15 protein-coding genes are annotated in these 19543 nt (G+C 53.9%); 8 read left to right on the forward strand and 7 right to left on the reverse strand.

Annotated features, from left to right (window positions below; all coding sequences use genetic code 11):
* Positions 1–3: 3 nt before the first annotated feature.
* On the reverse strand, positions 4–714 hold the full coding sequence (gene bioD, locus MFFC18_RS21490; protein WP_075083833.1) for a dethiobiotin synthase: 711 nt from the start codon (positions 712–714) through the stop codon (positions 4–6).
* Between the two features lie 110 nt (positions 715–824).
* Between bioD and MFFC18_RS21495 the strand changes: the two genes are divergently transcribed.
* Positions 825–1703, forward strand: coding sequence for a carbon-nitrogen hydrolase (locus MFFC18_RS21495; RefSeq protein WP_075083832.1), 879 nt, complete (start codon positions 825–827; stop codon positions 1701–1703).
* Positions 1704–1797: 94 nt separating this feature from the next.
* On the opposite strand, the gene MFFC18_RS21500 is transcribed toward MFFC18_RS21495, so the two are convergent.
* The 3 genes from MFFC18_RS21500 to MFFC18_RS21510 all read right to left on the reverse strand — a co-directional run bounded on the left by MFFC18_RS21500 (position 1798) and on the right by MFFC18_RS21510 (position 4472).
* The gene (locus tag MFFC18_RS21500; protein ID WP_075083831.1) at positions 1798–2541 is read right to left on the reverse strand and encodes an enoyl-CoA hydratase/isomerase family protein; all 744 of its coding nucleotides are present in this window, start codon (positions 2539–2541) and stop codon (positions 1798–1800) included.
* A 65-nt stretch (positions 2542–2606) separates the two neighbouring features.
* A complete protein-coding gene (gene hisS, locus MFFC18_RS21505) occupies positions 2607–3938 on the reverse strand; it encodes a histidine--tRNA ligase (protein ID WP_075083830.1) in 1332 nt (443 codons plus the stop codon).
* Positions 3939–4040: 102 nt separating this feature from the next.
* Positions 4041–4472, reverse strand: a complete 432-nt coding sequence (locus MFFC18_RS21510; RefSeq protein WP_075084127.1) for a YkgJ family cysteine cluster protein — start codon at positions 4470–4472, stop codon at positions 4041–4043.
* 309 nt (positions 4473–4781) lie between these two features.
* Here MFFC18_RS21510 and MFFC18_RS21515 point away from each other — a divergent pair, with 309 nt between their 5' ends.
* The 3 genes from MFFC18_RS21515 (at position 4782) to MFFC18_RS21525 (ending at position 8620) form a co-directional block, all read left to right on the forward strand.
* Positions 4782–5663 carry a hypothetical protein gene (locus MFFC18_RS21515; RefSeq protein WP_075083828.1) on the forward strand — a complete coding sequence of 294 codons (882 nt, stop codon included), beginning with the start codon at positions 4782–4784 and terminating at the stop codon, positions 5661–5663.
* Between the two features lie 284 nt (positions 5664–5947).
* Positions 5948–6361: a hypothetical protein gene (locus tag MFFC18_RS21520; protein ID WP_315849990.1), complete on the forward strand. Its 414-nt coding sequence runs from the start codon at positions 5948–5950 to the stop codon at positions 6359–6361.
* A gap of 591 nt (positions 6362–6952) precedes the next feature.
* Entirely contained in the window at positions 6953–8620 is a 1668-nt protein-coding gene (locus MFFC18_RS21525) for a S41 family peptidase (protein ID WP_157665099.1), read from the forward strand.
* A gap of 80 nt (positions 8621–8700) precedes the next feature.
* Here MFFC18_RS21525 and MFFC18_RS21530 read toward each other — a convergent pair whose 3' ends face one another.
* Positions 8701–10098 carry a leucine-rich repeat domain-containing protein gene (locus tag MFFC18_RS21530; protein WP_210421379.1) on the reverse strand — a complete coding sequence of 466 codons (1398 nt, stop codon included), beginning with the start codon at positions 10096–10098 and terminating at the stop codon, positions 8701–8703.
* A gap of 183 nt (positions 10099–10281) precedes the next feature.
* Here MFFC18_RS21530 and MFFC18_RS21535 point away from each other — a divergent pair, with 183 nt between their 5' ends.
* The 3 genes from MFFC18_RS21535 (at position 10282) to MFFC18_RS21545 (ending at position 16064) form a co-directional block, all read left to right on the forward strand.
* On the forward strand, positions 10282–11478 hold the full coding sequence (locus MFFC18_RS21535) for an aspartate/ornithine carbamoyltransferase family protein (RefSeq protein WP_075083823.1): 1197 nt from the start codon (positions 10282–10284) through the stop codon (positions 11476–11478).
* Positions 11479–11727: 249 nt separating this feature from the next.
* Positions 11728–14427 carry a hypothetical protein gene (locus MFFC18_RS21540; RefSeq protein ID WP_075083821.1) on the forward strand — a complete coding sequence of 900 codons (2700 nt, stop codon included), beginning with the start codon at positions 11728–11730 and terminating at the stop codon, positions 14425–14427.
* Between the two features lie 191 nt (positions 14428–14618).
* A complete protein-coding gene (locus MFFC18_RS21545; RefSeq protein ID WP_075083820.1) occupies positions 14619–16064 on the forward strand; it encodes an O-antigen ligase family protein in 1446 nt (481 codons plus the stop codon).
* Here MFFC18_RS21545 and MFFC18_RS21550 read toward each other — a convergent pair.
* Positions 16009–16758, reverse strand: a complete 750-nt coding sequence (locus tag MFFC18_RS21550; protein WP_075083819.1) for a CAAX prenyl protease-related protein — start codon at positions 16756–16758, stop codon at positions 16009–16011. The two genes, MFFC18_RS21545 and MFFC18_RS21550, sit on opposite strands and share 56 nt — an antisense overlap.
* Before the next feature lie 68 nt (positions 16759–16826).
* Between MFFC18_RS21550 and MFFC18_RS21555 the strand changes: the two genes are divergently transcribed.
* A complete protein-coding gene (locus MFFC18_RS21555) occupies positions 16827–18074 on the forward strand; it encodes a protein-L-isoaspartate(D-aspartate) O-methyltransferase (protein ID WP_084417041.1) in 1248 nt (415 codons plus the stop codon).
* A 133-nt stretch (positions 18075–18207) separates the two neighbouring features.
* Here MFFC18_RS21555 and MFFC18_RS21560 read toward each other — a convergent pair whose 3' ends face one another.
* Positions 18208–18756, reverse strand: a complete 549-nt coding sequence (locus tag MFFC18_RS21560; RefSeq protein WP_075083818.1) for a hypothetical protein — start codon at positions 18754–18756, stop codon at positions 18208–18210.
* Between the last annotated feature and the right edge of the window lie 787 nt (positions 18757–19543).

Raw genomic sequence — 19543 nt, forward strand, 5'->3', positions numbered from 1 at the left:
CGGCTAAACGGGCTGGACTACTTCCCGTCTGGCGATCGCCATCCAGTCGACTTCCGTTTCGCAAGATTCTGCATCGTACCGAACGCGGGTCAGAACCGGAGCGATGCTGCGGCTGGCGATTTGGTCGAAGTTTGAATCCCGACTCTGGTCGCCCTGAAACGCCTGGGAGTCGTTGAGAATGAGCCCGGCGACATCGAGACCTTCGCCGTAGCAGTTGGCCGCGATCGTTGCCTGCAGCCCCTGATTGATGGCGCCGATTCGATTGTCGACAACGATCAACACGGGAAAGCCAAAGTCCTGGGCAACGTCAGCAAAGAAGCTTTCATCGTCGACCGGCGACATCAGTCCACCGCATCCTTCGACGACCACGATGTCAAAATCAGCCCACGCTTCGATACCGCTGCGAACCAGCTCCGAGTCGACTTCGCGTCCTTCGGCTCGAGCCGCGAGATGCGGAGACAGCGGCGCCTGAAAGCACTGCGGGCAAACTTCTTTCGTCGTCAACGGCTGACCAGCAGCTTCCCACAACTGCAGTGCGTCTTCTGAAATATTGTTTTGTCCATCGGAAACGCTGTCGCTGGCAAGCGGCTTGTACACACCGACGCGATAGCCTGCTTTGACAAGGTCGCGAACAATGATGGTGCTCACCCAGGTTTTTCCGATTTCGGTGTCCGTACCGGTAACGAACAGTCCGTATGGTGGTTTGGCAGTCATGGCTTAAACTGGGTTTGTGGTCATGGAGCGGCGAACGCCAAATCGCAAACAACTTTGTGGTGACAAGCTTTCGCGTATGAAATTTGGCAGCCGAAAATGATGGTGGTGGTATGAAGAAAAACAATTCAGTGAAGGTTGCCGCCGTTCAGCTTCCTTGCGTCCGGGACGTCCAGGAAAATCTGAATCGAACGATGGCCGCAATCAGAAAGGCTGCTTCCGAAGGAGCCAACCTGATCTGTTTGCAGGAATTGTTTAGCAGCCTCTATTTTTGTCAATCCGAGGATCACGAACAGTTCCAGCTGGCAGAAACAATCCCCGGTCCAATCACCGAAAAAATCAGCTCGCTGGCATCCGAATTGGGCGTCGTTATTGTCGCCGGAATTTTCGAACGTCGTGCTCCGGGGCTATTTCACAATTCCGCTGTTATCATTGAATCGGACGGCACCATCGCCGGAGTCTACCGAAAGATGCACATTCCGGACGACCCTTTCTTCTACGAGAAGTTTTACTTTACGCCCGGCGACCTCGGATTCAAGTGCTTTGATACTTCGATTGGAAAAGTCGGCGTTTGTATCTGTTGGGATCAGTGGTTTCCCGAGGCTGCGAGGCTGACGGCGCTCGCTGGAGCCGAAATTTTGGTCTATCCGACGGCGATTGGCTGGCAGGCTCCAGAAAAGGACACTTTTGGTGAAAGTCAGCTTTCCGCCTGGCAGACCATGATGCGTTCGCACGCGATCGCCAACGGAGTGTTTCTGGTCGCCCCCAACCGCGTCGGGCTGGAAGACAATATCGAGTTCTGGGGTCACAGCTTCATTGCAGATCCCTATGGCAACATCATGACCGAAGCCGATGAACATGGCCCGGCAACGGTTTCAGCAGATTGCGATTTGACACTGATCGAAACCGCCCGGACGCACTGGCCGTTCTTGCGCGATCGCCGCATCGATGCGTATGACGGTTTGACAAAACGGATGCTGGACGACGAGTAGGTGAGTCTGTCACAGACTCATGGCGCTATAGTAGGTGAGTCTGTCCCAGACTCATGCGGGTGGGTTAATACAAGTCTGGGACAGACTTGCCTACTTACAGCTTCGCCGCGTACTGTTCGATCATCGCGCGGATCTCCGAGCTGTTCCAAACTTCGCGAACTTGCTGCCCAAACTTCTCCTCCAGCCGATCGGCTTGAACCAACGAAGGTTCGCGAATCTGCTGCTTCATCAGTCGAAACGTCGCATGCGGAATCGAAGCAAGCAGATCAGCGTGCTCGCGGGCTGCTTCCAATAAAGATTCTTTCTCTACGATTTCGTCCGCCAAACCGACTTCGACGGCAGCTTTGCCTCGATAGTTCGCGCCGGAATTGAGCATCGCCTGAAGCGCAACCGGAGAGGCGACTCGCCGGATAATTTCGATCGCAATCGCAGGCAACGGAACTCCAACACGCAACTCGGGCAAACCAATTCGTGCTCGCGGTGTTGCCACTCGAAAGTCCCCGCAGCTGGCGACAATACAACCGCCGGCGATGGCGTGGCCGTTGATCGCCACAACCAACGGCTTGGGAAAGACAAATGCGTCACGAAAACACTTTGATAATGAATCGATAAACGGCTGCACGTACTGCGGCTCTTCGGCGACCACACGCTTGAGATCAACTCCCGCGGAAAACACTCGCTCGGCTGAGGTGAGCACGACGGCGCGAACGTTATCGTCGTGTTCGAGTTCAGCAAGCTGTGCGGAAAACAGCTGACACCATTCGATATTCATCGCGTTGACTTTTGAGTCCGCGAGAGCGAGCGTTGCGACGTTGGATTCGATATTGAGTTGGATCATAGTCGTCGTGGTAGCTCCCACCGCCGCCTTTCTGGCAAGCTGCCAACGGAAAGCAGCAACCGCCGCTACTTCAAGCGTTCGTTCAACCAGGCGACAACTTCAGCACAATCGCCATCGGTCGACAACTCGGTCTGCGACCCGTCGGCGAGCCATTTGACTTGAACCTTCTTCGCCGCCAGCTCATCGTCTCCCGCGATCAACACCGCGTCGAAGCCACGGCGGTCGGCGTACTTGAACTGTTGGTTCAGTTTTTTGGCGTCCGGGAAGACTTCGGTTTTGATCCCGGCTGCTCGCAACTGATTGGCCATCGACAGATAACTTTGCAGATGATCTTTGGAAAACTGAACGACCATCACGTCGGCCGTCGTTCGCGTCGCGGGCAGCATTTCCAAAGTCTGCATCGCGGCCAACAACCGGTCCAGGCCAAGCGACGCTCCAATGCCAGGCAGTTCCTGTTTGGTGTAAAGCTGAGCCAGATTGTCGTAGCGACCTCCAGAACAGATGCTGCCGATCGATGGCAGATCATCCAAAAACGTTTCGTAGATCGTTCCGGTGTAATAATCCAACCCGCGGGCGATCGAAACGTCGACTTGCAGATTCGCATCGCCAATTCCTACCGCGCCGGCCGCTTCGATAACGGCTCTTAGCTGCGACAACCCTTCTTCCGCCAGCTCGTTGCCGCTGCAAAGCGGTTCAAGTTGCCCAAGGACTTCTGCGTTGGAACCGGTGACTTCGGCAAGCTTCAGAATCTCATCGATTTGAGGCTGACTCGCCGAAGTCGTCTCTGCCATCTCCTTGGCGACTCCATCGCGCCCGATTTTCGCAAGCTTGTCGAGCGCACGCAGCACCGGCACGCTTGATTCAGCCAGGCCCGATTTCTCCAGCAGCCCGTTGAGCACTTTGCGGTTGTTGACGCGGATGGAAAATTTCTCAAACCCGATGGCTCGCATCAAATCATTGATCACCAAACCGGTTTCAATGTCGCTGGCGATCGAGCGCGTGCCGATGGTGTCGAAATCGCACTGAATGAATTCGCGATAGCGGCCAGCTTGCGGGCGTTCGCCTCGCCAAACGGGAGCGATGTGGTATCGCTTGAACGGCATGCCAAGCTCGTTCGCGTTCTGGGCAACGAATCGGGCCAGTGGAACCGTCAAGTCAAATCGCATGGCGACGTCGTGCTTGCCATGATTGAAACGGAACATCTGCCGGTCGGTTTCTTCGCTACCTTTGCCGCAGAGAATTTCAGAGTACTCCAGCGCCGGTGTGTCGATCGGCACAAAGCCGTAGGATCGATAGACCTGTTTGGCGGTTTCGATCAGTCGTTCGCGCGGGATCATGGCTTCCGGAAGAAAGTCACGAAAACCACGGAGTGTTCGGGGGGTAATCAGGTTTGACATTGAATTCGATATTGATGATGGATTGAGTGCCCGGCGATGACACCGTTGGGTTGGCTCACGCAGCAAAACTGGCGACACCCGTCAGTTCAGGATCGGCGACCGCTAGTTCAGCACGGACAACTGCGGCTTTGGCGAGCGAAATGTTTCGGGCGTGTTGAAGCGGGCGTTGGCATACTCTTCAATCTGCTCGGGCGTTTCGAAATACCAATCGTAGGTGTACGAGTCGTCGTACTCGCACTCGTGCGTCGTGTAGTCGCGACAAATCTTCGGCCGAGTCTCGTAAATGCCACAGCGGTGATCGTCCTGAAGGTGTTTGCAAGTCGTATGCACCAGCAAGTACCAAGTCGTGCCTTCAACGAACAGTGACGCTCGATCATGCAGCAGGTACCAGCGTAGATAGTCAAAATCCGCGGCGGTTCGCGGCGTATCAATCGAAAGCGCAAAATAGCGGCAGCACTTGGCCGTGCAGTAGTCACACAGGTTTTCGTCGGGGCGAATGTCCTCGCGGCGCATGCGAATTTTGGGTTTGTTCATCGATTTCAAGTCAGGGCTGGAGTGCAACAACATTGCCGTAGCGAGAATTTTAGACTAACAAGACGCTTTGTCACCGAGTCCAACTGTGATCCACTGGAAGTTTTGCCTCGAAAGGCAACGATGCCCTGACTGGTGTGTCGAAACTGAGCCGACCGTTGCTGTGCTGGACGCTTTCCTGCGCATGCTTGCGAAATCGCAGGCCAAAGCAAAGCACAAAAACATGAGAACGGCCGAATCAGTTTTGGACGACACAGCCACGACCACACCAAACCCATTGAACCAAACTTTCGCGATCAAAGCCGTCACCCCATGAGCCAAGTGCACTTTTTTATTGCCGCTTTCCCCGCAAGCGAAACGCTGCGCGGGGTGCTGGAGATCATTGGGCAAACTTTCTGGTTGCTGCTCGTGCTGGTCGCTCCATTTGTTCTTTTTACGGTGCTGATCCATTTTCTCGAGCACCTGATTCAGGTCCGATTGGCCAGCCGATTTGGTTGGAGGAGCGTCCTGTGGACGGGCTGGTTGGGGACGCCAATCCACGAGCTCAGCCATTGGGTGCTGTGCAAGGTGTTTCGCCACCGCGTGCTTGAGATGGCGCTCTTCGAGCCCGACAAACGTTCCGGGCGACTTGGTTTTGTGCGGCACTCGTGGAATACCGGAAACTGGTTCGAGGAAGTCGGCAACTTTTTCATCGGGATCGCACCTCTGATCGGAGGCTCGGCAGCGTTAGCCGGATTGCTGTGGTTCTTCTATCCCGATGCCGTGTCGAACATGATTACCAGCGCAGGATTTACCCAGGGCGTCGACGCGGTTGAGCAGACATCTTTTACGGGCATGATCTTCGCGAGTGTGAAGTCGCTGTTGGCCGACTTGCTTTCGCCGGCTCATCTGGTTTCATGGAAGTTCTGGCTGTTCACCTACCTGGTGCTTTGCGTTGGAGGCCACATGGCGCCCAGCCGTAGCGATTACGACGGGGCCAGCCGAGGCGTCACGCTGGTGGTGCTGGCCGTGGTCGGTTGCCTGTTGATGATTTCGCTGTTGGGATTCGAGACCGACGATTTGGTAAAAGCCATGCTGCGATTTCTCAGCCCGATCTTTGCGTTGCTGGTGATCGCGATTGTGATTTGCGCGATCGCGACCGTCGTTGTTCACATTCTGACCGCTTTCTTTCCTGAGCGGTTTACCGTCACGTAGGTTCGTCGGGGCAGCCCGCCGGTTGGCGGCAGGATCGAATTATTGGCGCATCCTGTTCAACGCGACCGACACTTTTGCTTTTCTTGACGCTGAACGTTCGCGGTCGTTCTGGCAGCGCACCGGGTTGTGACAGTCGTGACCGTGATTCTGCTGAGCAAAAAATGCCAGCAGTTTCGACCCGTTGCGGGCCGATCGATATCGATGGACAGTGCATCGAAGGAGTCGAATTCCCCACAAGGATATGGGGCACTGGGTTTGAAGCTATCTCATCCTGGGGACTCATCATGGCAAACAAAATCATTCGCGTCGTTTCACTTGCTTCTGACGGGTCAACTCGATCGCGTGACTTCGATACCTTCGAAGAAATTGAGAAAGCGCACGAGCAAGTCGGCATCGACGACTGCAGCACCGACCTGACGCTTCGCGGCATGCCCGTTTTCAAAGGCCTGATTGGGCCGATCCCGGAATCACGTGCCGTGGTTCGATACGAAACGCCGGACGTTTTCGAAATGGTAACCAAGGAGTGGGCGGCCAAGAAACGCAAGCGACGTCGTCGCCGAACGGCCGAGGAGATTGCTCGGGACAACGCGGCGCTGGCGGCTGCGGAAGCCAAAGGCAACGGCAACGGCAATGCCAAAGTTCCGATGCCGAACATGATCATCGGTGCTCCGACCGCGACTCCGAACTCGATCGTTTAGGCGTCCTCACGAATTCGAGACACACATAGAGCTCCGGTTTTCGCCGGAGCTTTTTCATGCGCCGCTACATGCTGGAAGTACCTTGTTTCATAACATGAGCGAACCGTTGTCTGCTATCGTGCACAAAACATTGGCTCATCGAAATGCAATGGACCGAGCAAAGAGCTCAGCGACATATCATTCTGTAAAATACAACCGCGCGATTGCAGACTGGAACTCCACACCGCAGAGAATCGCGACTTAATCTGTGCCGATTTTACAAACTGTAATCTTCACGAACCAAAAATTTTTCTGCACGTATCAATAGCCTCAGGGACGAACCGAACGAACGCGCAAGCAGCCTTTTCCGAGTGATCGTATTGATCGCTGTTTCTTTCCATGGCTTGGCGGATTGTAAGGATGACGCGGATGAAAAACGAAAGCGTTTTTTTGACTGCGGTGTAAGCATGATTTATCCTTCTACGGCACGTTTTGGATTGTGCCGTAACCTGACCAGACTGTTGGTCCCTGTTCGCGTCGCTCCCAAAACACGTAGCGAACGGGAAAGCCAAAGTCCCCTTGCAGATTGGCACTCCCATGGAAAACACCCGGATGATTCGTTCACTTCTGAACGCACTGGTAATCTTGTTGACTTCAGCCTTGCTGTTGCCGGCAGTGAGCGCTTCGGCTCAACAAACCGCCAACGCTTCTGATGCCAAGACGACGCTCACCGAAGGTCGCAGTCTCGAAAAGAGCGGACGTTGGGGAGACGCACTCGGGCTCTACCAACAGTTTCTCCGCAAGCATCCGGTCGACAAAAACATTCAACGCCGCCGCTCGGTCGCACGATTGCACTTCGACCTTGAGCGACGCTATTCAGACAGCAGTTTCATCCGCACTGTGAAAACCAGCGAGACCTCTGCGGCGTTGACCGTATACGCAGAAGTGCTTGCCAAAATTCAGTCCTACTACGTCGACACGCCGAACTGGTCCGAGCTGGCGAGCTTTGGTTTGACCAGCCTTGAGATCGCGATGATGGATCCTGAGTTCCGCGACGCGAACTTGCCAGGCATTTCTGAAACACAGATTCGCGACGCGATTCTGCAAACACGCGAAGACCTCAAATCGGCCACTGTTAGCTCTCGACACGACGCCTATCTGGTCGCTCACAAAACAGCCAAATCGCTCGAACAGCGGATTGGCTTGCGGGGTCAGGCAACGGTCTATGAGTTCGTTTGCGGAGCCATTTCAGCACTCGATCCTTATTCTGGATTCATGTCGGCCAGCCAATATGGTGAGTCGATGTCTCAGATCGAAGGCAATTTTGTCGGGTTGGGGGTAGAGCTTCGTACGAATGAAGATCATCTGCACATTGTCAGTGTTATCGAAGGCGGATCTGCTGACGTTCACGGGCTGACGAAGGACGACCACATTATCGCCGTCGATGGAAACTCGGTCGAGCAAATCGGAAGCGAGAAAGCCGCTGACATGTTGCGTGGACCAGAGAACTCGTTCGTCGAACTGACGGTTGCTCGAAACCAGAGCCATCAGAAAATGCGACTGGAACGTCGACGTATCGAAATCCCAAGCGTAGAAGATGTCAGCATCGTCGATCGCGAAGCAGGAGTCGGCTACCTTCGATTGACCAACTTTCAAAAGACGACTCCTCGCGACTTTGACGCAGCTCTTTGGAAGCTTCATCGTCAGGGCATGCGTTCCCTGATCGTCGACGTTCGCGGAAACCCCGGAGGACTACTGCAGGCTTCTGTGGACATCGCGGACAAGTTCGTCAACGACGGAGTCATCGTTTCGACTCGCGGACGCAACCCGATGGAAGATTACACACACCGCGCCAATACGGCGAGTACCTGGAGAATGCCTTTGATCGTTCTGATCGATGGAAATTCAGCCAGTGCCAGCGAAATTTTTGCAGCCGCGATTCGCGATCACAAGCGAGGCATCATCGTCGGCGAAAAGAGCTATGGCAAAGGAAGCGTTCAAGGAATCTTCCCGTTGAACATCTCCGGCGGCGGCGTTCGCTTGACGACTGCAAAATTCTACTCGCCTCACGGAAATGCAATCAGTGAAGTCGGCGTCAAGGCAGACGTGCTGGTTCACGAAGTTGCCAAATCTTCAAGCTTGGCAAATTCGGATCAGGAAGATGCCGGAATGCGACTTGGAATCCTGGAAGCAAAGAAACTGGTCATGAAATCTGAAAATGTTCACCAGCCGGTAGCGGGTAAAACTCTATCGACGAACGTCAGTTTTTCAGGTCGGTAACAGGTTCGACTTCCAGAGCCAGTCCTGTTCCGTGAATGAGCATGGATTGCAATCAGCGTACCTGTTTCAAATTTCAGGTTTCAAAATAGCTGAATGAGGACTCCGGTCTCGTCTCCCACATCGAAGGCCATTTCCTGGGTTATTTTGGGACAACTCTGTATCCACACAGAAGCGTGCTCATCAATTCCAGATAGCCCGCTAATGTCTGCGAGATTGGGACAGCTCATGACAAACACTCCTTGAAGTTTTAGTCCTTTGAGCATGTCTAGGTCTTTGATGTTGGTCCCTTGAAGCCTGATGCTCTTTAGCGATTTCATCGTGGAAACAGGACGGAAATCGTCGACAAGGTTGCAGCTTTGCAGATCCAACGATGTGATACCAGCAAATTCGGACACCGGCGTGATGTCTTCCAGGTTCTTGCAGCCGAAAAGCGTCAGCGAAGTAAGTGCTCCCGAATCACCGATGCCGTGCAGGCTTTTGAGTGAGTCGCAATTCTGGAGTATTACAGTTTTCAATTTCGTCAATTTTGCGAGGGAGGGCAATTGCTCAAATCCTCGACAATGATCGAGCCTTAGATGTACGAGGTTCGGAAACTCGTTTAGCAGTTCGATGTTTTCAAAAGACACGAACCCTGAAAGCATAAGCGATTTCAGGTTCCTGTTTTTTGCAATCAGTGAAACGTCAAAACTCTTGACGTGTTCACTGGCACTGCATCCGAAATTTTCGAGATTCTCAAAGCGATCAAGGTAGTCAAGCGACTTTACCTTCGAGCAATAGCTCTGCTCCAATATCGCCAAATCTGGCATGCCGGCAACCAACTCGATATCTTCAAGCAACTCACATCCCGTCAGCTGGATCGATTTCATTCCGGAACAGTCAGCAACCGAAGCGATGGAACGAATACTGGTCATCGAAAGATCAAGCGATTCGAGCTTGTTCAGATCTTTCAGTCCCGAAAGGTCCTCGAGGTCTGACCACGAATTCAAACTGAGCACACGCAAGTCCGGATAGTCCTCAAAGAAATCAGCGTCTTTGCGATATCCCAAACCATCGACAGCAAGCTCTTGAAGATTTTTGAACTTCGACAAATGGGAAACGACATCCTCAAAACTCTCGACATTGTCGTTCACGCCGCCGATAATTCGCACACTCTTTACGGTCGAAAAACAATGCTCTCCCAGAATCATCCGCACCCATGCTGGTGTCGCCGGTGATTTTTTATCGTCGCCGTCCATTTCATAGTCGTACAGAAATTCAGGTTTCGAATAATCCGCTGGATAAAGCGATGTTAGCTGTGAAATCGCATCGCTTTCATTTTTGGCTCGCTCTATAGATGGATAGATGACGCCGAAAAACACGCCTGCCAGCATCACAAATGCAAGAAAAGTCTTCAGCCCGAACCGCAACCGAAAGGATGGCTTCCGGGTCGTCGGATTCCCCTCAGACGAACCTTGCTGTTCGGTCGATGACTGAGACACGTCGACTTCTTCCATAAATGACAATTTCGGCAAGGCAACTTTGGCTTTCACATCATAGCAATTGCGACTTCTGACTGCCGGATCCATGCGAACCGGCTTGCGGTTTCAGGAACGCAAACGGGTTTTACTTTCCGCAATACCGGCTACCATTTGGCGAAATAGTCACTTAACTAGCCATGAAGTATGTCCGAGTTTCCTGAATTCCAGCATCTGCTCAATCGAACTCCTGAAGAACGCGATCAGGAATTTCAACGACATGGCCGCCTGAAGCATCTGATTTTCGGCAGTCAGTTATCGATCGAGTTACTGGATCGACTCTGCCGCAGCGCCGACATGATTCGCCGTTTGGCACGCGACCGCGAAGGCAATGCCGACCTTCGTAACTTGCTGCCGAACCGGCGGGCAATGCTGTACTTCACCCAGCCATCGACGCGTACGTTTCTTTCGTTCATGGCCGCTTGCCAAATTCTGGGCATCACGTGCAACGAAGTCCGCGACCCGAAGATGTCTTCCGAAGTCAAACGCGAATCCCGGACGGATTCGGTTCGCATGTTCAGTAGCTACTTCGACGTGATCATCATGCGTTCGCAGATCGCCAACTTCGCCGAAGTCTGTGCTTACATGATGAACGACCTTGAGCGAACAGATCGGCGGAGCGTACCGATCGTCAATGCCGGTGCTGGAAGCGACGAACATCCGACACAGGCTCTTTTGGACATGTACACGATCCTGCGAACGTTTGACTTCGACGAAAATTCGCTGTCGCGTCCCTCGCGGCTGGGCAGCCTGCAATCGGACTACCCAGGTTTGACGACCGGAGCCGCAAACAAAGTGTACGCTTTCTGCGGAGACATCAAACGTGGGCGAACGGTGCGGTCTCTGGCGACGGTACTTTCGCAGTACTCGAACGTGACGATGTACTTCATCACTCCGCCGCATGATGAGTTGCGAGTTGACGACGATCTGAAGTCTCTGCTGGAAACGGCGGGCGTCAAAGTCAAAGAGTTTGAATCACTTGAGGACACCGTCGATGGGACTCCGATTCTTGAATCGATCGACTGTCTTTACATGACACGGATTCAGCGCGAGCACAATTCGGACACGACCGAGGCTGAGATCGATTCGATTGACCTGTCACCGTTCAAGCTAAACCGACAGCGAGTTGACAGCATGAAATCCTATGCTCCGATCCTGCACCCCTTCCCTCGTGACAGCATCATTGGCGAGATTCCGACAGAGCTCGATTCGGATCCCCGAGCGATGTACTTTCGTCAGGCCCGCAACGGAATGTGGGCTCGAGCGGCGTTGCTGGTCCATTTATTCGACGTCAACGAAGCGTTGATGGAAGCTCATGCAAAGCGTTTTCCGGGATCGGCTTGAGCTGCTAGCTCGTAGGCAACCGATTGCGGGTCAACCATTCCGGGATGAATCAACGCACGAGCTTCTTCGCCAAGCCCAGCGAAATTTGCTGGCCAGAACGCATTGCATGATGCCCAGCCACCCCCAGAAATTGGCGGACTGGCAACGAACATTTCACGCACCAGCACGATCGAGAATCGCCTTGCCGGCCATTGGGCATTTCTCTAATCTCCCGCACTCCATACGCAATTTTTTCGTACGAGTGCGACAATGCGCAAGCCGATTACTGCCCGTCAAAACCCATCCGTCCGTCGAACCGCTGGAGTGCATTACTTCCTGTTGGTCGTGATGCTGCTGACTGCGTCGTCGATCATTCTGTCAGGATGCTCACAGCTTTCGAAACAGGCCAGTTTTGAGCCGATCCCTCAACCGCAATCGTTGGCCCAGCGTCAGCAAACGCAACAGCCGCCAGTGAACGACATACTGGATCGACAGGACGAAGTTCGACTCGCCCAACAGCTTGCCGATGAAGCCGCCGAACTCGAAAACGAACTTGAGTCGCGACAGCAAGACATCGTTGCCGATGCGGCGGAGCGAGCCGAATACACCGAATCTGATTTCCAGATCGCTCAAGTCAGCTATGAGATCGAAGCGGATACTGACACCGACGACATGGTTGAGGAAGCAAGCAATCAGGAACCCACCGACGAAGACTCCGCGTCTGAAGCGCCATCTGAAGCAAAGGAATCCGATGCGATTGCGGGAACCGAACCGGCGCCGCAGCCTGCTGCGACTGGCACCAACAGCATCAAGCTACTTGCCAACGCCGATGACATGGAAGGCGTTCCAGTCAACTTCGCTCGCGACGACATTGATTTTTCAACTGCGAACTTTCTTCGTCCCAGCAACACATCGGACGAATCAACCTCCGAACTGGCCGAAGACGAACTGGCTGGCGAGAGTCCGCTAACTCCCTTTGGCGATGCCGACTCGCTTTTGCTGCCACTCCAACCGATGCTGTTTAACCCCAGCACACGCACCAAGAAATCCATCCTCGAAGGCACACTGCGTCCAATGCAAACGGCCAGCGAGGAAATCGAAGCTGACGTGATTGTGGACCGAATCCTTGACGCAGCACCGACAAATACGGGCTCCGTGGCGGACAACTCGTTCAACCCACTGGGATCGTTTGGACCGTTGGCGCCGCTTCGCAAAGAAGACTCCGCGTCCGGACTGAGTGCTGTGACTTCCGCAACGGACATCGCCAGCGTCGCCGCAAACCGTCTGCTGTCACCGATTGCCCGCGACTCTGCTGAGACTGCCTCGCCGCCAACGATGGAAACTTCGCCCGCGATGGAAACTCCAGCCGTTGAATCCGCTGCTCCAGAGACGGCATCCGAATCGACTACTGAATCGACTACTGAGGTCGTTGACAATGAAACGTCCACGCCTGAGGTCACTCCAGCTCCAGCTCCGCCCGAACCAATTTTCGTTTCCGAAGAAATCATTGTCGTTGACGCTGTTGAAGAACCAGCGACGGCTCCAGAAATGACTCCAGCAACGGCGATGGAAGTCGCCCAAACGAACGTTGAACCAAACGTTCAGGCAGAAGTTCCCGAACACGACTTCCCGGGCCAGCCTGTCGTCGACGAATCACTGGCGCAGACTTCCGCCAGCTATTTGGTTGCAAGGACACAGGAATCCGAAGCGGCGGAAGCCTACATTCCTGCAGAAATCATCGAAGACGCGATCGCTGTTGCCGAGGACGTGCAACGCGAACTCACTGCGATGACGATTCCAACGGCAGAAACCACTCCGCCCGAATCGAACAACGATTTCAAAATCCAGGCGGTCTCCAACACGACCGTTTCCAGCGTCTGCGCCGGATGTGGCTCGGAAAGCTGTGCGGGCTGTGAACATGACGTCATCGACGACGCTGAGAACGGCGAGCCACTTTTCACCAACAATGACTTTGCCGCACCAGCAACTCCCGGCGGAGACTTTGTGGCTCCGATGGCGATTCCGCCAGCAGTCATTCCAGACGCGGTCCCAGACAAAATCATCGCGGCGTCTTCCGAGTTCGGCCAGCCCGTTGATCTACAGGCTCCTCCGGAAACCGATCCAGCGGTCGCGCACGTCGCGGCACTGCCGATCTCAAGTCGCACCATCGACAGCGGTACTTCGACCAGCAACGTGCCGCCGGTTGGAATATCGACGCTGATGGAGCTCAATGCCGTCACGTGGAAATCACGACTCGATGAAGCCATTGAACTGGCCGAAGTTCGGCTCAATCGAATGAATCAGCCCTCGGACGCCAGTGTGGTCAATTTGCGATTGCTCAAGGCACTTCGCGGCCAAATGGAACAGGTCGAAGCGTCTCCGGGAACAGCCGACTACTCCGAAAACGAATCGCAGTACTGGCAACATCAACTCGAAGCCATCACGACGATGCTGAGTTCAACCGCTGGAGAAAATCAGGCGGTGACGGACTACCATCGACACCAGACGGCTCACGAAACCCTCGAACATCTTCGCAGCGCGGTGGCCCAACTTGAATCGATCGCCAGCCTGAAAGTGACGTCGGGACAGTTCTGCACCGAGATCACTGGCTTTGGTCAGTTCCGGACTTTTCCCTCAACCACGTTCTCTGCCGGTCAGAAGATGCTGGTTTACTGCGAAGTAGAAAATCACAAGACCATCGAAAGCCAAACAGCGACTGGAAACGATTTCCGCACGCGTCTTCGCGGGAGCTTTGCGATCTACAATGCCAACGGCAAAGTCGTGCAGCAGGCTGAGTTTCCAACCGTCGATGACGTCGCTCGGAAACGACGACGCGATTTTTACATGTACATGCCGGTGACGCTGGGTGATCTGCCTGCCGGCCAATACGTCCTGCATGCTCTTGTTGAAGACATTTACGGGAACAAAACCGCGTCGCTCGATCCGCCGCTAAAATTCCGGGTCGAATAGCGTCGGGTCGAACGGAGTAGAGCCAGGCGGTTGCAACGGAAGTCCACCAACCTGCGCGGTTGTTACGAATCATCTGATTTTTCCGTTGGCGACCTATTGCCTCAGCGGGTCACGGCGCCAGGGTCGATAGCGTAGACAGTGGTCGTGCGCAAAGCAGACCGGAACTATCGATCCTTCGGCCCTGCAGCCCCGTGCCACTCATCGTCTTTCTTCTGCTCCTTGTCGCCATCGTTTGGACGTTGGCTTTGGCGCGCGTGAAGATACCCATTTCAGAGCTGCAGAAGTTCAGCCCGCTGCATTTGGCCGCGTTGGGTGTCGTGTTGACCGGATCGGTCTTTGGCCATGACTTCTTTCATGCTTCCGGCGGCCCGATCCCCATCACGATCGATCGCTTGCTGCTTGGCGGATTGTTGGTGCTTGCTGCCTGGAGCTGGTTGATCAATCGCGAAAACCTGCGTTCGCCCAACAGTATGGATGTTGCAATTTTCGGCGTCGTGGGCATCCTGTTTTTCAGCACGTTTACGCACGACTACAAATTCTCGAACAACCTGCCGCTGTCGCGATTGCTGTTCTTCTACCTCATGCCGCTGGCTTTGTATCTGGTGGTCAGAACGGCGAAAATGAGCCGTCTGGACTTGGCAGTCGTAACATTTGCTCTCGGCGGATTCGGTGTTTATCTGGCGCTCACAGGAATCGCCGAAGTCAAGCAATTCCACTCGATCGTTTTTCCTGGCTACATCGTGAACTCAAGTACTCGCGAGTTCTTTGGACGCGGGAGAGGCCCATTTCTCAATCCGGTTTCCAATGGAGTTTTTCAGGTCATCGGATTCTGCTGCATCTGGTTTTGGTGGCCGCGATCGAGCCAGCGAGTCCGATTCCTGATCCTTGGGGCGTCGGCGATTGTCGCCATCGGAATTTACGCAACGCTAACACGAAGCGTCTGGATGACGCTGATCCTTGTCAGCGGCGTGGGCATGTGGCTGACGACGTCGCAGTCCCAGAAGGGAACATTGGTGATCGTTGGAACACTTGCAGCGATCCTGCTGTTTCCTGTTGTGGGTGACAAAGTCCTGTCGTTTAAACGCGACAAAGATGTTTCGGCTTCGCAGATGTCCGAGTCCGCTCAACTGCGACCGCTGTTCTTTTCGGTTGCCATGCGTATGTTCGAAGACCGCCCGATGCTGGGATGTGGATTCGGGCAGTATGCACGCGAAAAGTATCCCTATCTGCAGGACGCGTACACGGGAAAACAGCTTTCAAAAACGAGAGGCTACTTACAACACAACGTGTTCCTGGCGTACCTTACAGAACTGGGACTGGCCGGACTGATGCTGTTGATGGTGATGCTGGGCGTGATGGCCCGGTCGGCCTGGGTGTTGTGGCTGGACCAGAAAAAATCACTGGCTCATCGGCAGTTCGGATTGCTACTCGGCGCGATGCTGCTCGGCTACAGCGTCAACGGCATGTTTCACGACACGTCAATTATGCCGATGTTGAATACGCTGCTGTTTTTCATTGCCGGAATCGTGAACAACATTCAGACGGCTCCTGCGAGCGAGTCCGAAGCGATCAGCGAATCGGCTACCACAGTTCCCACGCACCCGTCACAACGACGTGGATTCCCAGCAACAAGTTAGTCACCATGTGAGCTACGACGCAGTTCCAAAAACTTTTGGTGTAAATCATCAGCCACGTGACAAGGCTGAACCAGACAATTGAGGCTGCGATTTCCGGATGTGTCAGGACGCTGCACACCGTTGGGGCAAGAATCGCTGGCCAACCAAGGTTATCGAAACGGACGGACTTCAGGTCAACGTCTTCGATCCAGCGCACCAGAAACCCGCGCAAGAACAGTTCTTCAGCCACCGGCACGATCAAGGCCAGCGTTGTGAATCGCAGTACCATGAACAGGTTGCGATGCATACTGCTTTCGATTTCCGTGAACGGGTCGAATGCCGTTCGCGTCGGCCAGAACTCCTGCCATCCGAACAGCGACAGAAACTGTCGCTCGGGGTGCAATCCGCAAATCCAGACCCACAAGACGTATCCAACCACGCCGACCACGACTGCCAGGGCAGATAAACGGAACTTGAAATGGTCCAACCAGACTCGGACGAAAAGCACAAACAAGATCAACGCAGCGACGATCTGAGCCGCCACTGAGACCGTGTAGGCGGTTGCTTTGACGGAAGCGTCGCTCTCGTCGAAAAACATGTCAGTTAGCGTCGGCACGAGCATGTGCACGACCATAGGAGCGACGAACGCGGCTGTTTCCAGCCACGGGAAACGCTCAAAAAGTCCAGAAATGCCAGATGTTCGTCGATTTGTCATGTTGGATCAATGTAATTGCGATGAACTATAATGCACAGACCGGCAGCAATTTCCAGGCGGACTTAATCATGAACCAACGAATCCATCTCTTCTGCTCAGTCGTTTTTATAGTGACCGCAATCTGTAGCTCGACTCTTGAAGCGCAAACGAGAAGCAAGGAAGACCCCAAGTTTACTCGAGCGAGGCACTACATGGTCGAGACAGCCGTTCGACAGGCCGGCGTCACCGATGAGCGGGTGCTGAGCTCAATGTTGCAAACGCGGCGTCACGAATTCGTGCTGCGAAGAGACCAATTTCGGGCTTACCTGGATGCCGGCGTGCCAATCGGTTCAGCCCAAACGATTTCTTCTCCCTTCATCGTTGCTTACATGACGCAGATGTTGGATCCTCAACCAACCGATCGCGTGCTGGAAATTGGCACGGGCAGCGGGTACCAAGCCGCGATCTTGAGCCCGCTGGTCAAAGAAGTTTACTCGATCGAAATTGTTGAAGCTCTTGGGAAACGGGCAGCCAAAGTTTTGAAGAAGCTCAAATATGAGAACGTGTTCACCAAGATCGGCGATGGCTACAAAGGCTGGGAAGAACATGCTCCGTTCGACAAAGTCATTGTTACCTGTTCGCCTGAAGATGTGCCGCAGCCACTTGTCGATCAACTTAGAGAAGGCGGCTTGCTGATCGTGCCGATGGGACAACGCCATCAGCAAACGCTGTATCTGATGATCAAGAAGGATGGCAAGCTGGTGACGGAAGCTCTCCGCCCCACCCTGTTTGTCCCCATGACCGGCGCCGCAGAAGACGCACGAAAAGTCAAACCTGATCCGACCGATCCCCAGATCCTGAATTTTGATTTCGAGGAAGGGCTCGATGAAAAAGGATTCGTCAAAGGATGGTACTACCAACGCCGTCTGGAGCTGATTGCCGGTGACGAGGCTCCTTCGGGAGAACACTACGTCAAATTCTCAAACGATGTGCCGGGCCAGCATGCTCACGTGATGCAGGGCTTTGCGATCGACGGCAGGTCCGTATCCGCGGTTGACTTTGAAGCTCACCTGAAACTCGAAAACGTCAAACGCGGCATCTACAACGAGGACATCCCTGTCGCCATGATCAGCTTTTACGACGAAGACCGCCGGCACCTGAAAGATGCGGTGCTTGATCCGCTTTCCTTCAACAAAGACTGGCACAAGCTGGAAATGAAATCCATTCGCGTTCCTATCGCGACCAAGGACGCCATCGTTCGAATTGGAATGTTCGGAGCCACCGGAACGGCGAAGTTCGACGCCGTAAAATTGACGGTCAGCAAAAAGTCCAACTAAGCCAGTACGACGCTTGCATATCCAAAAGGGTTTTGAAATCCAGCCAATGTGGCCTTGGAGTTACGCCAGAGCCGAACAGCAAACCTGCTTCTTGAGACGAAGTGTCCGACAAAATGGAGTGGCTACAAACTCGCTATTGGTTTTTGACGAAGAACGATCCCAGCAGCATCAGTAGGCCGACTCCCGCGACGCCGAAGCACGTCCACGCGACCCATTGAATGATTCCACTTTTGATGTTGCTCGTCCGGTAAGGAACTTCACTGTACTCAAGCGCAAAGCTGTCTTTCGTGGATTCGACCGCGATCCCGTAGATTTCGGCAGGAGAATGTGAGTCGATCAGGTCCATTTCCTTTGCCACTGCGGCGTCGAAATCGATGTCGACTCTGAACTCATTGGCTCGATACTGAGCCGCCGAGCCTGCGATCCCGCCGAGGACTGCCAGCAAAAGGCCTCCCGTGAAGAGCCAGCTTTTCAACGGAGACCCGGACTTTGGTGCCCGGCCCTGTCTTGCCGGTGTCGCGGATTGGCCACCAACGGCAGGAAGCCCCTTGATGACTCCCAGCTTGGGTGCCGTAATCACCGCTGAACATCCAGCACACGTTAATTGCTGGCCCGCCTGAGTCGTCGAAAGCTCAATCGTCGAATGACATTCGGGACATTCATACGCATATCGAGCAGCCATTAGCAAGGTGTCCTACGTCGGTGATTTCTTCGTCAGATTGTGAATCCAAAAATTCCGATTCACTCGCGAAAATGTGAAACTCTGATTCTAACCTGCTTTGACTTCCAACCGAACCCTCACGTTTGGCAATTGTCTCTTTGTTGAACTCACGGTGCCGAATCCAGACAGATGATGGAAGATGCAGTCCAAGGGTCATTTCGAACATTACGGTCGTCCGGTAAATCGGGTTCGCGATGACCCTGCCTGAGCCACTTTCCGATGAGTTGCTTGAGGCAAACTTTGTGCCCAACTTGTCGGCCGAAAGCGATTCTCATTTGGGAAAAATGGGGGTCCCAGAGATAAAAGACTGGACCCCAGGATTGCGTGAGTTAAAATTCCTTTGCCGTTAACATCGCTCACGCTGTTACTACAGCTGACCCGGAATGTGCCTGCTCACACTCCATTTTTTGAGTGTCTATGTGACGGACGATCCACATGCGGAACATGAGACCGTCTGCATGAAAAGGAATAAGCAAGGTCACCGCATCAAGGACGAAGCCGCTTGACGGATAGGTGATGACGACTGGATTGTTCGGACGTCAGATGGGAAGAAAACTGAGTACCTCTGCGCGAACACAATCGTACATGCAGCGTAACACGTTCGGCCAAGGACTGCCGGATTTGCGTTCCTGACAGATCAACCAAAATAAAAGCGACCAGGAAGTTTCAAAAACGATGATGAGCGGTGGCTCCCCGACGTAGTGGGGTGTGGCGTTGCCATGAACCATTTTTGTCCACAACCCTCAAT

The organism is Mariniblastus fucicola (assembly GCF_008087665.1).
GTDB lineage: Bacteria > Planctomycetota > Planctomycetia > Pirellulales > Pirellulaceae > Mariniblastus > Mariniblastus fucicola.

Coding starts and splice junctions, on each gene's coding strand:
- bioD (WP_075083833.1), bottom strand. CDS start 714: ATGACTGCCAAACCACCATACGGACTGTTCGTTACCGGTACGGACACC.
- MFFC18_RS21540 (WP_075083821.1), top strand. CDS start 11,728: ATGCGCAAGCCGATTACTGCCCGTCAAAACCCATCCGTCCGTCGAACC.
- hisS (WP_075083830.1), bottom strand. CDS start 3,938: ATGTCAAACCTGATTACCCCCCGAACACTCCGTGGTTTTCGTGACTTT.
- MFFC18_RS21550 (WP_075083819.1), bottom strand. CDS start 16,758: ATGACAAATCGACGAACATCTGGCATTTCTGGACTTTTTGAGCGTTTC.
- MFFC18_RS21525 (WP_157665099.1), top strand. CDS start 6,953: ATGATTCGTTCACTTCTGAACGCACTGGTAATCTTGTTGACTTCAGCC.
- MFFC18_RS21535 (WP_075083823.1), top strand. CDS start 10,282: ATGTCCGAGTTTCCTGAATTCCAGCATCTGCTCAATCGAACTCCTGAA.
- MFFC18_RS21495 (WP_075083832.1), top strand. CDS start 825: ATGAAGAAAAACAATTCAGTGAAGGTTGCCGCCGTTCAGCTTCCTTGC.
- MFFC18_RS21520 (WP_315849990.1), top strand. CDS start 5,948: ATGGCAAACAAAATCATTCGCGTCGTTTCACTTGCTTCTGACGGGTCA.
- MFFC18_RS21560 (WP_075083818.1), bottom strand. CDS start 18,756: ATGGCTGCTCGATATGCGTATGAATGTCCCGAATGTCATTCGACGATT.
- MFFC18_RS21555 (WP_084417041.1), top strand. CDS start 16,827: ATGAACCAACGAATCCATCTCTTCTGCTCAGTCGTTTTTATAGTGACC.
- MFFC18_RS21515 (WP_075083828.1), top strand. CDS start 4,782: ATGAGCCAAGTGCACTTTTTTATTGCCGCTTTCCCCGCAAGCGAAACG.
- MFFC18_RS21510 (WP_075084127.1), bottom strand. CDS start 4,472: ATGAACAAACCCAAAATTCGCATGCGCCGCGAGGACATTCGCCCCGAC.
- MFFC18_RS21500 (WP_075083831.1), bottom strand. CDS start 2,541: ATGATCCAACTCAATATCGAATCCAACGTCGCAACGCTCGCTCTCGCG.